The organism is Streptococcus sp. HMSC065H07 (assembly GCF_001837325.1).
GTDB lineage: Bacteria > Bacillota > Bacilli > Lactobacillales > Streptococcaceae > Streptococcus > Streptococcus salivarius_H.
This window is the reverse complement of the sequence record NZ_KV832019.1, coordinates 78190-94871: the sequence shown is the minus strand read 5'-3', so window position 1 is coordinate 94871 and position 16682 is coordinate 78190. Positions and strand designations below refer to the sequence as shown.

Annotated in this window: 15 protein-coding genes; 14 read left to right on the top strand and 1 reads right to left on the bottom strand. The window is 37.6% G+C overall.

Annotated features, from left to right (window positions below; translation table 11 throughout):
- Nucleotides 1-15 precede the first annotated feature (15 nt).
- The 14 genes from galT to HMPREF2637_RS02530 all read left to right on the top strand — a co-directional run bounded on the left by galT (nt 16) and on the right by HMPREF2637_RS02530 (nt 15871).
- Complete coding sequence (gene galT / locus HMPREF2637_RS02595) at nt 16-1497, top strand: UDP-glucose--hexose-1-phosphate uridylyltransferase (RefSeq protein ID WP_042771791.1); 1482 nt, start codon at nt 16-18, stop codon at nt 1495-1497.
- Nucleotides 1498-1526: 29 nt separating this feature from the next.
- Nucleotides 1527-2528: a UDP-glucose 4-epimerase GalE gene (gene galE / locus HMPREF2637_RS02590; RefSeq protein WP_002888050.1), complete on the top strand. Its 1002-nt coding sequence runs from the start codon at nt 1527-1529 to the stop codon at nt 2526-2528.
- 69 nt (nt 2529-2597) lie between these two features.
- Entirely contained in the window at nt 2598-3644 is a 1047-nt protein-coding gene (locus tag HMPREF2637_RS02585) for an aldose epimerase family protein (protein WP_064525313.1), read from the top strand.
- 111 nt (nt 3645-3755) lie between these two features.
- On the top strand, nt 3756-5660 hold the full coding sequence (locus tag HMPREF2637_RS02580; protein WP_014632923.1) for a sugar MFS transporter: 1905 nt from the start codon (nt 3756-3758) through the stop codon (nt 5658-5660).
- Nucleotides 5661-5663: 3 nt separating this feature from the next.
- Entirely contained in the window at nt 5664-8681 is a 3018-nt protein-coding gene (locus tag HMPREF2637_RS02575) for a beta-galactosidase, LacZ type (RefSeq protein WP_064525311.1), read from the top strand.
- A 491-nt stretch (nt 8682-9172) separates the two neighbouring features.
- Nucleotides 9173-10339: a tetratricopeptide repeat protein gene (locus HMPREF2637_RS02570; RefSeq protein WP_253183510.1), complete on the top strand. Its 1167-nt coding sequence runs from the start codon at nt 9173-9175 to the stop codon at nt 10337-10339.
- 93 nt (nt 10340-10432) lie between these two features.
- Nucleotides 10433-11275 (top strand): aldo/keto reductase, encoded by an 843-nt coding sequence (locus HMPREF2637_RS02565; protein WP_064525307.1) that lies wholly within the window; start codon nt 10433-10435, stop codon nt 11273-11275.
- Nucleotides 11276-11408: 133 nt separating this feature from the next.
- A complete protein-coding gene (relB, locus tag HMPREF2637_RS02560) occupies nt 11409-11624 on the top strand; it encodes a type II toxin-antitoxin system RelB family antitoxin (protein WP_064525304.1) in 216 nt (71 codons plus the stop codon).
- Nucleotides 11614-11868 (top strand): type II toxin-antitoxin system RelE family toxin, encoded by a 255-nt coding sequence (locus HMPREF2637_RS02555; protein WP_060973029.1) that lies wholly within the window; start codon nt 11614-11616, stop codon nt 11866-11868. The genes relB and HMPREF2637_RS02555 overlap by 11 nt, the downstream gene beginning before the upstream one ends.
- Before the next feature lie 143 nt (nt 11869-12011).
- Nucleotides 12012-12698 (top strand): YoaK family protein, encoded by a 687-nt coding sequence (locus HMPREF2637_RS02550; RefSeq protein WP_064525302.1) that lies wholly within the window; start codon nt 12012-12014, stop codon nt 12696-12698.
- A 90-nt stretch (nt 12699-12788) separates the two neighbouring features.
- On the top strand, nt 12789-13421 hold the full coding sequence (locus HMPREF2637_RS02545; RefSeq protein WP_064525299.1) for a nitroreductase family protein: 633 nt from the start codon (nt 12789-12791) through the stop codon (nt 13419-13421).
- 163 nt (nt 13422-13584) lie between these two features.
- The gene (locus tag HMPREF2637_RS02540) at nt 13585-14268 is read left to right on the top strand and encodes a response regulator transcription factor (RefSeq protein ID WP_064525296.1); all 684 of its coding nucleotides are present in this window, start codon (nt 13585-13587) and stop codon (nt 14266-14268) included.
- Nucleotides 14268-15143 (top strand): sensor histidine kinase, encoded by an 876-nt coding sequence (locus HMPREF2637_RS02535; RefSeq protein WP_064525294.1) that lies wholly within the window; start codon nt 14268-14270, stop codon nt 15141-15143. Before HMPREF2637_RS02540 ends, HMPREF2637_RS02535 begins: the two co-directional genes overlap by 1 nt.
- Nucleotides 15144-15289: 146 nt before the next feature.
- A complete protein-coding gene (locus HMPREF2637_RS02530; protein ID WP_064525292.1) occupies nt 15290-15871 on the top strand; it encodes a DUF4352 domain-containing protein in 582 nt (193 codons plus the stop codon).
- A gap of 51 nt (nt 15872-15922) precedes the next feature.
- Here HMPREF2637_RS02530 and HMPREF2637_RS02525 read toward each other — a convergent pair whose 3' ends face one another.
- Nucleotides 15923-16678 (bottom strand): ABC transporter permease, encoded by a 756-nt coding sequence (locus HMPREF2637_RS02525; RefSeq protein ID WP_064525289.1) that lies wholly within the window; start codon nt 16676-16678, stop codon nt 15923-15925.
- Nucleotides 16679-16682: the final 4 nt, after the last annotated feature.

Genomic DNA, 16682 nt, shown 5'->3' with positions numbered 1-16682 from the left:
AAAGAAGTAGAGATTATGGCTGAAAATTTAGTAAACACTTTTGTAACTCTGGTTATTGAAAATAGTGATTATGAGGAATTGGACCGTATCTATTTGACAAACAAAGTTTTTGCTTTGGTTGGAGAAGGAGTTGCTGATGTTGAAACAGATAGCTCTGAATTGATTGACCTTAAAGACCAGTTGCTTCAAGCAGGTGTTAAAGCTGGTTCTGTAGGTGATCTTAATGAAGAGCAAGATATCATTGGAGCTCAACTCATGGACTTGATTACACCAAGCCCTAGTGCTGTCAATCGTAACTTCTGGGATACTTATAAATCTGCCCCAGAGCAAGCAATTGCTGACTTTTATGCACAAAGTAAACGCAATGATTATGTGAAAGTCAAAGCCATTGCACAAAATATTGCTTATAAAGCACCTACTAAATACGGTGACTTGGAAATTACGATTAACCTTTCAAAACCTGAAAAAGATCCAAAAGCCATCGCTGCAGCTAAAAATGCGGTAGCTTCTGATTATCCAAAATGCCAACTTTGTATGGAAAATGAAGGTTATCTTGGTCGCATCAATCACCCAGCTCGTAGTAATCACCGTGTTATTCGTTTCCAAATGGAAGGAAATGATTGGGGCTTCCAATATTCACCATATGCTTACTTTAATGAACATTCTATCTTCTTTTATGGTAAGCACGAACCAATGCACATCAGTCCATTGACATTTGGTCGTCTCCTATCAATTGTTGAAGCATTTCCTGGTTACTTTGCAGGTTCAAATGCCGATCTTCCAATTGTAGGTGGTTCAATTCTTACACACGAACACTATCAAGGTGGTCGCCACACCTTCCCAATGGAAGTAGCAGGCATTAAAGAAAAAGTTAGCTTTGATGGATACTCTGATGTTGAGACTGGTATCGTTAATTGGCCTATGTCTGTTCTTCGTCTTAGAAGTGAAGACAAGGAAAGACTTATTGCTCTTGCAACCAAAATTTTAAATTGTTGGCGTGGTTATTCAGACGAAAAAGCTGGTGTCTTGGCTGAGTCTGATGGACAACCTCACCACACCATTACCCCAATTGCTCGTAGAAAAGACGGCAAATTTGAATTGGATTTGGTTCTTCGTGACAATCAAACTTCTGAAGAACATCCAGACGGTATCTACCACCCACATAAAGATGTTCAACATATTAAAAAAGAAAACATTGGTTTGATTGAAGTTATGGGATTGGCCATTCTTCCTCCTCGTTTGAAAACAGAACTTAAAGATGTTGAAGATTATCTATTAGGTCAAGGTAACCAAGTTGCTCCAATTCACCAAGAATGGGCAGATGAACTCAAAGCTCAAAATCCGAATGTTACAGCTGAGGAAGTGACAGAAGTTGTTCGACAATCTGTTGCAGATATCTTTGCTCGTGTACTAGAAGATGCAGGTGTTTATAAGACTAATAGTGAAGGCTTGGATCAGTTTAAAGCATTTGTAGATTTTGTAAATTTAGCTGATTAATTGTTTTTTCTGAAGAAAGGAGATAAGAAATGGCAATTTTAGTATTAGGTGGAGCTGGTTATATCGGTTCTCACATGGTTGATCGCTTAGTTGAAAAAGGTCAAGAAAAAGTAGTAGTAGTAGATAGTTTGGTAACCGGTCACCGTGCTGCCGTACATCCAGATGCTATTTTCTATCAAGGCGATCTTTCTGATCAAGATTTTATGAGAAAGGTCTTCAAAGAAAACCCTGATGTTGATGCCGTCATTCACTTTGCGGCCTATTCATTGGTTGGTGAATCAATGGAAAAACCACTCAAATATTTTGATAACAATACAGCTGGAATGGTTAAATTGCTTGAAGTTATGAACGAATGCGGTGTTAAATACATTGTCTTCTCATCAACAGCAGCAACTTACGGTATCCCAGAAGAAATTCCAATTCTTGAAACAACACCACAAAATCCTATCAACCCATATGGTGAAAGTAAGTTGATGATGGAAACTATCATGAAGTGGTCTGATAAAGCTTATGGTATTAAATATGTGCCACTTCGTTACTTCAACGTTGCTGGTGCAAAACCTGATGGATCTATCGGTGAAGACCATGGTCCAGAAACTCACCTTCTCCCAATTATCCTTCAAGTAGCTCAAGGTGTTCGTGAAAAAATCATGATTTTTGGTGATGACTACAACACTCCTGATGGTACAAATGTTCGTGACTATGTTCACCCATTTGACTTGGCTGATGCTCACCTCCTTGCTGTTGAATATCTTCGTAAAGGTAATGAATCTACAGCCTTTAACTTAGGTTCATCAACGGGATTCTCAAACCTTCAAATTCTTGAAGCCGCTCGTAAGGTAACTGGTAAAGAAATCCCAGCTGAGAAAGCTGATCGTCGTCCTGGTGATCCTGATACATTGATTGCTTCATCTGAAAAAGCACGTACAGTTCTTGGATGGAAACCACAATTTGATAACATCGAAAAAATCATCGCAAGTGCTTGGGCATGGCATTCTAGCCATCCAAAAGGGTACGATGATCGAGGATAATTAAAATAATAAAAAAAGGGTCAAAGAGTATATATAATTATTGTACTCTTTGTTTTTTGAGGAAATAGTATGAAAATAAACTGCGAAATTATTGGAAAAGTTGATTCAGGCGATGTCAGTAAAATTTCAATGGAAAATAATAATGGTGTTGTCATTTCCACACTCACAACAGGTGCTACACTTCAGGAGTTTTTGGTTCCAACAGAAACTGGTGCTCTTAAAAATATAGTACTTGGTTTCAGTGATTACGAGGATTACTATAAGAATAATTTATGTGCCTGCCAGTCCATTGGTAGGGTTGCTGGAAGAATTGGGAAAGCTTCGTATACTCATAATATGGTTCTTTATAGCCTTCCTAAGAATGAGGGAGAAAACTGTTTACATGGCGGTCCAAAAGGAATGCAGGTTCAAAATTGGAACTATGTCACAAACCTGAATGATGAATATGTTGAGACAAAATTTATTAGAAGACTTTATTCAAGTGTAGATGGCTTTCCTGGTGATGTTACAGTCTCTATTAGTTATAGACTTAACAATAATAACCGCTTAACAATACTCTTTGAAGCCTTCGATGTTACAGAGTCAACAGTCTTTAATCCGACAAACCATGTTTACTTTAATCTTAGCGACAAACAGGATTTATCAAGTCATGAGTTACAAATCTATTCAGACTATCGTTTAGAGTTGGATTCTGAGTTAATTCCAACAGGACAAAAAATTAATGTAGATGGAACGAATTATGATTTCAGAAAGACAACTGACTTGCTACCTCGAATTGAAGCAAATAATGGTTTTGATGATGCCTTTGTAGTTGGAGGGGAAACTTGTGATCATGTGAGAGAAGTAGCTATTTTGCATGATAAAGAAAGCGGAGATGGTATTGAAATCTTCTCTAACAGAAATGGTTTAGTTATTTATACTATGGATATTATAGAGGATAATATTTACTTTGCGAGAGATCGAGGAACAATTGCAAAAGGACGAGAAGCTATAGCTATGGAAGCTCAAACACTCCCAGATGCCGTTAATCATACAGATTTTGGAGATATCATCTTGGAGGAGGGTCATAGTGTAAGTTATGAAATCGGTTTCCAATATTTTAATTCATCAAAATAATCATGTTTTAGTAAAAGTTTAGTAAAAAACCACTAAAACTATTGACGATTTAAACTAATGCTTATATAATGTAAGCGTATTCAAAAAAACAACTAACAGGAGGTTTTCGTAATGGGAAAATCTAAAGGTCAAATGAAGTCTCGTCTATCCTATTCAGCTGGTGCTTTTGGTAACGACGTCTTCTATGCAACGTTGTCAACATACTTTATCATGTTTGTGACAACTCACTTGTTTAACACAGGTGATCCAAAGCAAAATAGTCACTACGTACTATTAATTACTAACATCATCGCTATTTTGCGTATCTTGGAAGTATTTATCGATCCATTGATCGGTAACATGATTGATAACACTCATACTAAGTATGGTAAATTCAAACCATGGGTAGTTGGTGGTGGTATCATCAGTTCTATCGCCTTGTTGCTTCTCTTCACCGATTTAGGTGGTTTGAATAAAACAAATCCTTTCTTGTACCTTGTACTTTTCGGAATTATCTACCTTGTAATGGATGTCTTCTACTCAATTAAAGATATCGGTTTCTGGTCAATGATTCCTGCCTTGTCTCTTGACAGTCATGAACGTGAAAAAATGGCAACTTTTGCCCGTATTGGTTCTACGATTGGTGCCAATATTGTAGGTGTTGCCATCATGCCAATCGTTTTGTTCTTCTCTATGACGAACAGTAGTGGTTCTGGAGATAAATCTGGATGGTTCTGGTTTGCATTTATCGTTGCTCTCATTGGTGTGATTACATCAATTGCTGTTGGTATTGGTACACGTGAAGTTGAGTCAAAACTTCGTGATAACAAAGAAAAAACTAGCCTTAAACAAGTCTTTAAAGTTCTTGGTAAAAACGACCAATTGATGTGGTTGTCTCTCGGATATTGGTTCTATGGTCTTGGTATTAATACACTTAATGCTCTTCAACTTTTTTACTTCACATTTATCCTTGGTGATCCAGGGAAATACTCAATCCTTTACGGATTGAATACAGTTGTTGGTTTGGTTTCAGTTTCACTCTTCCCTAGCCTAGCTGGTAAATTCAACCGTAAACGTTTGTTCTATGGATGTATTGCAGTAATGCTCGGTGGTATCGGAATCTTTAGTATTGCAGGAACATCACTTCCAATGATCTTGACTGCTGCTGAACTCTTCTTTATTCCACAACCTCTTGTGTTCCTTGTTATCCTCATGATTATCTCTGACTCAGTAGAATATGGTCAATGGAAATTGGGACACCGTGATGAATCACTTACTTTGTCAGTTCGTCCACTTGTTGATAAACTTGGTGGTGCGATGTCAAACTGGCTTGTTTCTACAATTGCCGTAGCTGCCGGTATGACAACAGGTGCCTCAGCATCAACAATTACAACACATCAACAGTCTATCTTTAAGCTTAGCATGTTTGGTTTCCCAGCAGCAGCAATGCTCATCGGAGCCTTCATTATTGCTCGTAAAATCACTTTGACTGAAGCACGTCACGCTGAAATTGTTGAAGAATTGGAACATCGCTTTAGCGTAGCAACTTCTGAAAATGAAGTTAAAGCTAACGTCGTATCTCTTGTAAACCCTACAACTGGTCATTTGGTTGACCTCTCAAGTGTTAATGATGAACACTTTGCTTCAGGTAGCATGGGTAAAGGTTTCGCCATTAAACCTACTGATGGAGCTGTCTTTGCACCAATTAGTGGTACCATTCGTCAAGTTCTTCCTACTCGCCATGCAGTTGGTATTGAAAGTGAAGATGGTGTCATTGTTCTTATCCACGTTGGTATCGGAACAGTTAAACTTAAAGGTGAAGGGTTCATTAGTTACGTAGAACAAGGTGATCGTGTTGAAGTTGGACAAAAACTTCTTGAGTTCTGGTCACCAATTATTGAGAAAAATGGTCTTGATGACACAGTACTTGTCACTGTAACTAATTCAGAAAAATTCAGTGCTTTCCATCTTGAACAAGAAGTTGGAGAAAAGGTAGAAGCTTTGTCTGAAGTTATTACCTTCAAAAAAGGAGAATAATCTATGAACACGACTGAAAAAATTCAAACTTACTTAAACGATCCAAAGATTGTTAGCGTTAATACTGTTGACGCTCACTCAGATCATAAGTTTTTTGAATCTCTTACAGAATTTTCTGAAGGGGAGATGAAGTTAAGACAATCTCTTAATGGAAAATGGAAAATTCACTATGCTCAGAATACAAATCAGGTTTTAAAAGACTTTTATAAAACAGAATTTGATGAAACGGATTTGAATTTCATCAATGTACCAGGTCATTTAGAGCTTCAAGGTTTTGGTTCTCCACAATATGTGAATACCCAATATCCTTGGGATGGTAAAGAATTCCTTCGTCCACCTCAAGTTCCTCAAGAATCAAATGCTGTTGCATCATACGTTAAACATTTTACCTTGAATGATGCATTAAAAAATAAAAAAGTATTTATCTCATTCCAAGGGGTTGCCACTTCCATCTTTGTATGGGTCAATGGTAACTTCGTAGGATACAGTGAAGATTCATTTACACCTAGTGAATTTGAAATCAGTGATTACCTTGTTGAAGGTGATAACAAGTTGGCGGTAGCTGTTTATCGTTACTCTACAGCAAGCTGGTTGGAAGACCAAGACTTCTGGAGACTTTACGGTATTTTCAGAGATGTTTACTTGTATGCTATTCCAAAAGTTCACGTTCAAGATCTCTTTGTTAAGGGAGATTATGATTACCAAACAAAAGCAGGTCAATTGGATATTGATTTGAAGACTGTTGGTGATTACGAAGATAAGAAGATTAAATATGTTCTTTCAGATCATGAAGGCATCGTTACAGAAGGTGATGCATCTGTTAATGCTGACGGTGAACTATCTGTAAGTCTTGAAGATTTGCAAATCAAACCTTGGAGTGCTGAAAGTCCTAAACTTTACAATTTAACCCTTCATGTTTTGGATGATGGCCAAGTTGTTGAAGTCGTTCCAGTTAAGGTTGGATTTAGACACTTCGAAATTAAAGATAAACTCATGCTTTTGAATGGTAAGAGAATTGTCTTTAAAGGGGTTAACAGACACGAATTTAACGCTAGAACAGGACGTTGTATCACTGAAGAAGATATGCTTTGGGATATCAAAGTGATGAAACAACATAACATCAATGCTGTTCGTACTTCTCACTATCCTAACCAAACACGTTGGTATGAATTGTGTGATGAATATGGACTTTATGTTATCGATGAAGCCAACCTTGAAACACACGGTACATGGCAAAAACTTGGTCTAAGCGAACCTTCATGGAATATCCCAGCTAGTGAACCAGAATGGTTGCCTGCTTGTTTGGATCGTGCCAATAACATGTTCCAACGTGATAAGAACCATGCTAGTGTTATCATTTGGTCTTGTGGTAATGAATCATATGCTGGTAAAGATATTGCTGACATGGCTGATTACTTCCGTAGTGTTGACAATACTCGTCCAGTTCACTATGAAGGTGTTACATGGTGTCGTGAATTTGATTACATTACAGACATCGAAAGTCGTATGTATGCGAAACCAGCTGATATTGAAGAATACCTCACTAACAATCCTCAAAAACCTTATATTTCATGTGAATACATGCACACAATGGGTAACTCTGGTGGTGGATTGAAACTCTACACTGATTTAGAGAAATATCCAGAATACCAAGGTGGATTTATTTGGGACTTCATTGACCAAGCTATTTACAAACCACTTCCAAATGGTAGCGAATTCCTATCATATGGTGGTGACTGGCATGATAGACCTTCTGACTACGAATTTTGTGGAAACGGTATTGTCTTCGCAGATCGTACCCTAACTCCAAAACTTCAAACAGTTAAACATCTTTACTCTAATATTAAGATTGCTGTTGATGAAAAATCAGTAACTATCAAGAATGATAATGTCTTTGAAGATCTTTCTGCTTATACTTTCCTAGCTAGAGTTTACGAAGATGGTAGAAAAGTTAGCGAAAGTGAATATCACTTTGATGTTAAACCAGGTGAAGAAGCAACATTCCCAGTAGAATTCGCTGTTGGATCTTCAAATGCTGAACGAATTTACGAAGTTGCTTGTGTTCAGAATGAAGCAACTGAATGGGCTCCAAAAGGACATGAAATTGTTCGTGGTCAATATGTTGCTGAAAAGATTAGCACTGAAACACCAGTTAAAGCACCTTTGAATGTTGTTGAAGGCGACTTCAACATCGGAATCCACGGACAAAACTTCTCTATCTTGCTTTCACGTGCACAAAATACGCTAGTATCTGCTAAGTATAATGGTGTTGAATTCATTGAGAAAGGTCCTAAACTTAACTTTACTCGTGCTTACACTGACAACGATCGTGGTGCTGGATATCCATTCGAAATGGCAGGCTGGAAAGTTGCTGGAAACTATAGTAAGGTTACAGATACTCAAATTCAAATTGAAGATGACTCTGTTAAAGTGACTTATGTTCATGAATTGCCTGGTTTTTCTGATGTCGAAGTTAAGGTAACTTATCAAGTTGATTACAAGGGTCGAATCTTTGTTACTGCAAACTATGATGGTAAAGCAGGTTTGCCAAACTTCCCTGAATTTGGTCTAGAATTTGCTATCGGTTCACAATTTACAAACCTAAGCTACTATGGATACGGTGCAGAAGAAAGCTACCTTGATAAACTTCCTGGTGCCTATCTTGGTCGATATGAAACATCTGTTGAAAAGACATTTGCTCCATATCTAATGCCACAAGAATCTGGTAATCACTATGGTACTCGTGAATTTACAGTATCTGATGATAACCATAATGGTCTTAAATTCACCGCACTTAATAAGGCATTCGAATTCAGTGCTTTGCGTAACAGTACTGAACAAATTGAAAATGCTCGTCATCAATATGAGTTGCAACAGTCTGATGCTACATGGATTAAAGTTCTTGCTGCTCAAATGGGTGTCGGTGGTGACGACTCATGGGGTGCTCCAGTTCATGACGAATTCTTGGTTAGCTCAGCAGATAGCTATCAATTGAGCTTCATGATTGAACCACTCAACTAAAGTATTATTGGACTTTGACTCCAACGATATATTTGATAAAGGAAACTCGAAAGGGTTTCCTTTTGTCATGGTTTGAAGTAAGAAAAAAGGAAACAGACCTCTGTTTCCTTTTAAAATATAACTCAGTTTTCAATTCCCTTAAAAATGGGAGTGGTCAAGTAAAATTATGAAAAAGTGAGTTAAAGTTATTGATATAGAGAAGGGACTAAACCACTCCCAAGGAGTTAATGATTTTTTGTAGCTTTAAATGAAACTTGAAGATTATGCCTTGATGTTAATCGTCCAATGGCACTCTATCTAATATAAGTGTACAACTTTGAGTTTAGATGTCCCAAAATAAGACTCTATGGATTCTTATCTGTATTGTGATTGGCGACTATTTTTGTCAATAAAAATTTAAGAGGTTGTTGATTTCACTTAGAATATAGTAATGTTCTATGAAAACGTATACAATAGTAGTTAGAGAAATAAACATAGATTGGAGAAGATTGATGACATCATCTTTTGAAGACTTCACAAAAAAATCAGAAGCATTCTTAGAAGAACATATTACAGAGTATCTCAGTGTGGACATGGCTCTTGAAGATTTTGCAAGACAATACAACCAAGGGCTTTTTGATGAGATTACTTCCCCTGATTCAAAGCAGGAGAGAGCCTGGAAACTTATTGAAGAGGCTTATCATTATTATGAGGACGATCCTTCGAGAAGTCAGGAATTTTTGACAGAAGCTTTAAAACTAGATCCTGAAAATCTTGATACTAAGCAGATGCTCTTAACTTTTCAAAGTCCACTTGAACATCTAAAAGGCCTAATTGCTTTAGAAAAAGAGCAAAGGTCCAAGTGGGATCAAGGTCCAAAAATGGGCTGGGCTAATCTTGACGAGCGTCCTTATTTGTCTTTGAAGTATAATCTTGCTAAATTTTATTTAAGCAACAGTATGAAGCGATTTGCTATTAAGGAATTTGAAGAGATTCTAGAGATAGATGTTCAAGATCACATGGGAGTCCGTTACGAATTGATGGCTACCTATTGTAATCTGGAGGACTATGATAAGGCTAAAAACTTTTTCGAATGTGAGCAAATGGAATATCACGAAGAAGATTTGATGATAGTACCAATGATGACGGTCTCTCTAATGACGGGACATATTGAGGATGCGGATTTCTATTTTGATCTTCTCTATGCAAAAAATCCAGAGTTCGAAAATTATTTAAAAATGATTGAACAAGGTGATGAAGAGCGTCTAGTTGCCGAAACGCTTAAAGTCAACCCTATCTTATTTGAAGCCAATAGTATGCAAAGTCTTTTAATGGTTTTTAATCAAGTCGTTGATCTGTCCCAGTCAGAATATTATTTTACTTGGTTAATCGAAAAATATCGTGCAAAACGTCCACAAAGACATGTTGCGAAAAAGAAAAATCCAGAATTGCACAAACTAATTAGAGAATTGGAAAAAAGTATAGAACCAAGCAAAGCCCTCCAAGGACTTTCAATAAGTGTGGAGCGTATACTTCGTCAACATAGCTTAATAGAATTTAAAGATTTTAAAAAGAAAACGGAAGAGGAAGTAGCAGCGATTAGAGGAGTTGGAAAGGTGAGCATGGAAATCCTTAAAGAAAATGGTGTTGTCTTTAAAAAGAAGCGGAAAAAGAAGTAAGGAACTATTCATCAAACAAGCCATAGCAAATCTTTGCAATTTTATCTTATATCCTTTAAGATAATTCTGTTACAACTTGAAAAGGAGAACAGGATGGAAACATATACACTTTCAAATGGCGTTACGATTCCTAAAATTGGTTTTGGGACTTGGCAGATTCCAGAAGGGGAAGAAGCTTATAACAGCGTTAGTTTCGCACTTAAGGCGGGTTACACACATATTGATACGGCGCAAATCTACGGTAACGAGGTTTCTGTAGGTAAGGCGATTGCAGATAGTGATGTGGCGCGTGAGGATATTTTCCTAACGACTAAACTCTGGAATGACAAGCACGATTACGATTTGGCTAAGGCCTCTATCGACGAGTCTCTTGAAAGACTAGGTGTGGATTATTTGGATCTTTTGCTCATCCACTGGCCTAATCCAAAGGCTCTTCGTGAGAATGATGCTTGGAAGGTTGGAAATGCAGGTGCTTGGAAGGCAATGGAAGAGGCCTACAAAGATGGTAAGGTGCGTGCTATCGGTGTGTCTAACTTTATGCAGCATCATCTTGATGCTCTCCTTGAAACGGCTGAAATTGTGCCACATGTCAATCAAATTCTTTTGGCTCCAGGTTGTGCCCAAGAAGATTTGGTTGCCTATTGCCAAGAGCGTGACATTCTTCTTGAAGCCTACAGTCCACTAGGTACTGGTAGCATTTTTGGAAATGAAGACGTAGAAGCAGTGGCTGAACGTAACGGAAAATCTGTTGCTCAAGTTGCCCTACGTTGGAGTCTTCAAAAAGGTTTCTTGCCACTACCTAAGTCAGTGACACCAAAAAATATCGAAGCCAACTTAGATATCTTTGACTTTGATTTGTCAGAAGAAGATATGGCAGTCTTGGATAAGATTCAAGGCATCAAGACTCAGGATAACCCTGACACAGTTATTTTTTAATAGGACTGCAAGCAACTCGTTAGGGTTGCTTTTTCTATTGTTTTACGAATAAAAGTATGAACCTATTATCAAAATTGACAAAAAGGAGGAGTGGTAATACAATGGTGTTACAAAAGAGAACGAGGTTAAGGATATGACAACAATTACATTGAAGGTTTCAGAAGCAGATAAGAAGTTCATGCAGGCAATTGCGAAATTCGAAGGCGTATCCTTGTCAGAATTAATTCGTACCAAGACTTTAAACGCTATTGAGGATGAATACGACGCTAGAGTAGCCGATTTGGCTTTGGCAGAATATGAAGACTATCTTGAAAACGGTGGGGAGGTGCTAAATTGGGATGACCTATAAGATAGTACCCACCCCTAAATTTGCCAAAAATTTTAAAAAGTTGGATCCTTTCGTCAGAAAACAAATTAAGTCTTATCTCAATCGTGTCACAGATAATCCAAGAGCCAAGGGTAAGGCCTTAGTTGCCAATCGCACTGGACAATGGCGTTATCGTATTGGTGCCTATCGTGTTATTGTCAATATTCAGGACAATGAACTAATCATACTTGCTCTCGAAGTCGGTCATAGACGTGATATCTATTAGTATCAAGACATAGAATATCCTAGGTTCCGTTAATTTTTAATAGGATAGAAGCAACTCGTTAGGGTTGTTTTTTATACTGTGTGTGCCCGAATTTGCTATAATAAGGCTATCATATCAATTACTATTAGAAGGGAAGTTATGCTATGGAATCGCGGAACCTTCTTCCTCAAAATACACGTCTGATGGCTAATTTGTTGAGTTTTTCAGGAGGGGCCTTGGATGTCTTTTGTCATATGTACTACCATAGCTTGGTTGCTACGCAGACTGGGAATATCCTTTTGTTGGTCGCTGACTGGCGAAACAGTAGTATGTACTATAACTTGTTGCGTTGCTTTTCAATCTTATTCTTTTCTTTAGGCTTTCTTTTTGGCATATGGTTTAAAGACCATCGTAAGAGTGCCTATTGGCGTGTTTATGGTCTTCTTCCACTTTGTGTGATGACAGCTATCCTGCCTTTTCTACCTTCAAATGCCTTGATTGAGCTCCCTATTATCGCTTTTTCTGCAGGTATCATGATGAAGACTTTTACTGGCAGTCAGATTGAGAATTATCCCTTCGTGATATTTATGACCTCAGGAAATTATCGAAGGATGTTAACGGCCCTCTATTATGCCATTCAGGGAAGTGGTGATCAGAGAGAATATCGTCGTCAGGCTGTCAATTATAGCTTTATCGTAGGGAGCTTTGTCGTTGGTGCTATCGTCTCAGCCGTTCTGATGCATTTTGTGCACCTTAAGTCAATTTGGGTAATCACACTCAGTCTTATTACCATCATGGTTTACTATTCATCTGAAGTGAAACGGCTAGGGCTCAAGGAAACTAATCTTTAGTCGTCTGTAGCAAATATTTTTGATAACAATTGTCTTGTGTTATAATTTTGATTATATTATTTTCATTTAATCAAAAAAAGGAGACATAAGATGCCTGTAGTAAGCAATGATTTTTCAGATATCGTTTATAACCGTCGTTCCATTCGTAATTTTGATCCATCTGTTAAGATTCCGCGAGAAGAACTGTTGGAAATCCTAGATAAAACTGTCACAGCACCATCATCAGTTAACATGCAACCTTGGCGTTTTGTCGTCGTTGATAGCGAAGAGGGCAAGGAAAAATTGACACCTTTCGTCAGCTACAATGGTTTGCAAAATAAAACATCATCAGCCATGGTTCTTATTTTTGCCGATTTGAAGAGCCAAGAAAGAGCTGAAGATATCTACGGTAAGGCTGTTGCTCAAGGAAAAATGCCTGAAGAAGTCAAAGAAAAACAACTGTCAAGCATTGTGCCAATGTATGAAAATGCTCCTCGCGAAATGATGAATGAAATTGTCCACATCGATGCCAGCCTTGCTGCTATGCAGTTGATGTTGGTTGCACGTTCTTACGGCTATGATACCAACGCCATCGGTGGCTATAAAAAAGACGGCCTTGCCAAAGCATTTGGACTTGATGAAGACCGTCATGTACCTATCTTAATTATTGCTCTCGGGAAAGCCAATGAAGACGGCTTTGAGTCTGTTCGTTTGGATGCCTCTGATGTGGCAACTTTTGCATAATAAATAATCGACCATGGGTCTCGGAAGTGGAGACTTATGGTTTTTGTTTTATCTTTTTTGCTATCAATAAGTCGTAATGCACCTTGTCATTAATTTGGCTTTTTGTTAAGATGAAAGAAAAAGTGAGCGTATACAATTGGCAGTATCGTTGGAGGATTAAGACATGGCACGTATTTTACAGATTGAAGACAATGAGGATATCCAGAATATTCTTTTTAACTTGTTTTCTGATGAACATGAAATTATCCAAGCCTACTCTGGGACCGAAGGAGAGCTTTTGTTTCAAAATCAAGAGATTGATTTGGTTCTCCTAGATATCATGTTACCAGGTAAGGGTGGCGAAGAGGTGCTTAAGTTTATTAGGCAAAGAAGCTCTATACCTGTCATTATGTTGACTGCCTTGGGTGATAAGCACTTGATTAGCCAGTACTTACTTGATGGTGCAAATGATTATATCGTTAAGCCCTTTGATCTTGAAGAAGTCTATGCGCGTGTCTCCGTTCAACTACGTGAACACAATCATGGGAGTAGTAGGACTGATAACATCTATCAAGTCAAAAACATCACGATAAACCCAGACAGTTTTGAAGTCTCTTGCAAGGGAAAAGTCATTCGTTTGGGTAAGAAAGAGTTTCAAATCTTCCATACACTCCTACAAAATCCAAAGAAAATTTTTACTAAAGAAGACCTCTATGAGACGGTTTGGGAAGCCCCTTATCTATCAGGTGATAATACATTGAATGCACAGTTGAGTAATCTACGGAAGAAACTAGCCCAAGTGGATGCGGGTACGGAGTATATCGAAACGATTTGGGGCTTAGGTGTGCGACTTAAAGGAGAAGACTGATGGAAGGACTGCTTATTGTATTGATAGGACTTCTTCTGGGAGCGACTACCTGTCTAGTTCGTTACTATTTGGCTGTAAAATCTCTCTCAAAGCAGATTGAAGAAAAGCTAGTTGAAGAAAGCCATCGACGAATTACTCTGAAAAACCAGCCAAAATCATTGGTTATCCTAACGAATCGGATTGAGTCTCTTTTTGCCCAAATTGAAAAGACTAACCTTGTCGCTCTCCAAGAAAAGAAAACCATGGATATGGCTATCAGTAATATTGCCCATGATATACGAACACCACTGACAGTAGCGAGCGGCTATGCTCAGCAAAGTCTTCGAAGTAGTAGTGAAGATGACATGGCTATGGAGAAGATTTCTAAAAATCTACTGACTGTTTCAAAGCGTTTGGAAGCCTTGTTGGAATATCGACGATTAACAGAGGGGGCCATCCAACCACAATTTCAAGATGTGGACTTTTCTCAACTTGTGGTTAAGTCTATCCTGCCTTACTATGACATGTTTCAGGAGACAGGGATTACACTAGATATTCAAGTAACCCCTGATATCCAATGCGAAATGGATGCTGATATTTTTGAACGTCTATTTCAGAATATTATCAGTAACGTTCTAAAACATGGTAAGACTCAAGCTCAACTGACATTGCAGAAAAAGGACGATGGCATTTATTTGTCAGTTAGTAATATGGTCCAACAGCCGATACAGTATCTGGACCAACTAACGACCCGCTTTTATTCTGAAAACCTGTCAGACACCGAGGATTCCTCTGGACTTGGACTTTATATTACCGAACACTTAGTCCAAGTCTTAGCGGGTGAGTTGCATTTGTCCTATGAGAATGAATGGTTTTATTTAACAGTGAGGTTATGAAAGCATAAACTTTATGTTTTTATAATCTTTTTTTGTAACTTTTAGAAAATAATAACGATTAGAGAATTACAATGTAAAGATAATTTAATTTTTACTATAAAATCTTTAATTTATCTGATATAATTAATATACGGAGGTAATTATTAATGAAAAAAGTAAAATTTTTAGAATTTATCGTTCTATCTGGATTTTTAGTCGGTGCAGTTATTATTTCTCTAATGAACCAAACAAGTGCTTCTGCAAAAACCGATAACGATTATCAATATAGCAATGTTATTTTTGGATTTAAAAATAAGAAAAATAAAAAAAGTAAGGACATTCCTACTTATAAGATGTCAGAAACTTTTAAAATTGCAGATGTAGAATACACAATTCATTCTAAAGAAGTCGTACAAAATGTAGGTGGCGAATTTGGTATGAATGCAAAAGGTTCATATCTTATTCTAAACGTAACTGTAAAAAATAACGGTACTAAGGCTATTACAGTTTCTGATTCTGACTTTAAGCTAGTCAAAGATAAAACAGAGTATGAAACTGATTCAACAGCAGGAATCTATGCAAATGATGATGCAAATCTTTTCTTTACTAGTGTTAATCCAGAAAATGAAGTAACTGGTAATGTTGTTTTTGATTTGAATCCAGATACAATCTCTGATACTAATTTGAAATTAAAAGTTGATGCTGGATTTGGAAATTCAAATAAAGCATTTGTGACAATTAACGAATAATAACAAGAAATCAAAATAACATCGTGCACGCGCGCGATGTTATTTTTGTTATCATAAATCTTGTTTTTCAAAGGTAATCAAGCCCAAAGCTGTAAATGCTAGGATAAATCCTACTGCCACGATTGCAGTATTTTGAATGATAGTTTTATCTGCAGTCATGCCGTAATTAAAGTTGAGTGACAAGTATTTCAAAATTTCTACTTTAGGGAAGATTGCTGCTGGTACGGTTAAAGCTACTAAACCAAGGGTGTAAGTCACAAAGGTTGTCACGATAGAATGTGTGAGGTAGAGGGTAACCGTGGTCAGACTTACCCAAGCTAGATTACACAAGAATTGGAGAAGGAAAGTTAAGGCAAAGTTTCTAACAAAGTGATCAGGTACAGTTCCAAGACCGTGGCAAAGAGTACCTAGAACAAAGGCAAGGCCGTAAGACAGGAGGAGTTGTCCTAAAGTGATAGCTACAATGACGGTTGCCTTGGCGAAGAAGAACCCGCTCCGTGAAATGCCAGAGGTGAGATTATTCTTGTACAATTTTTGTGCTAAATCAACACCCAAAATGATAGAGACCACAATTAAAGTGAATAGGACTGTCATGGAGATACTACTAGAGTAATTAATCAGTGATCCGACACCAGTCCACGAAGAGGCGCTTTTAACGGCTTGTTTTGCCCCAGTTTCTACGCCTACATGCCCTGTGCCTCCCAATAGGACACCAGAAATAATGTTTAGGGCTAGGATAATTTCAGAAATCCAAAATCCTTTAGAACGGAAGAGTCGATAGAAATCGGCGTGAATAGTGTGTAACATGGCT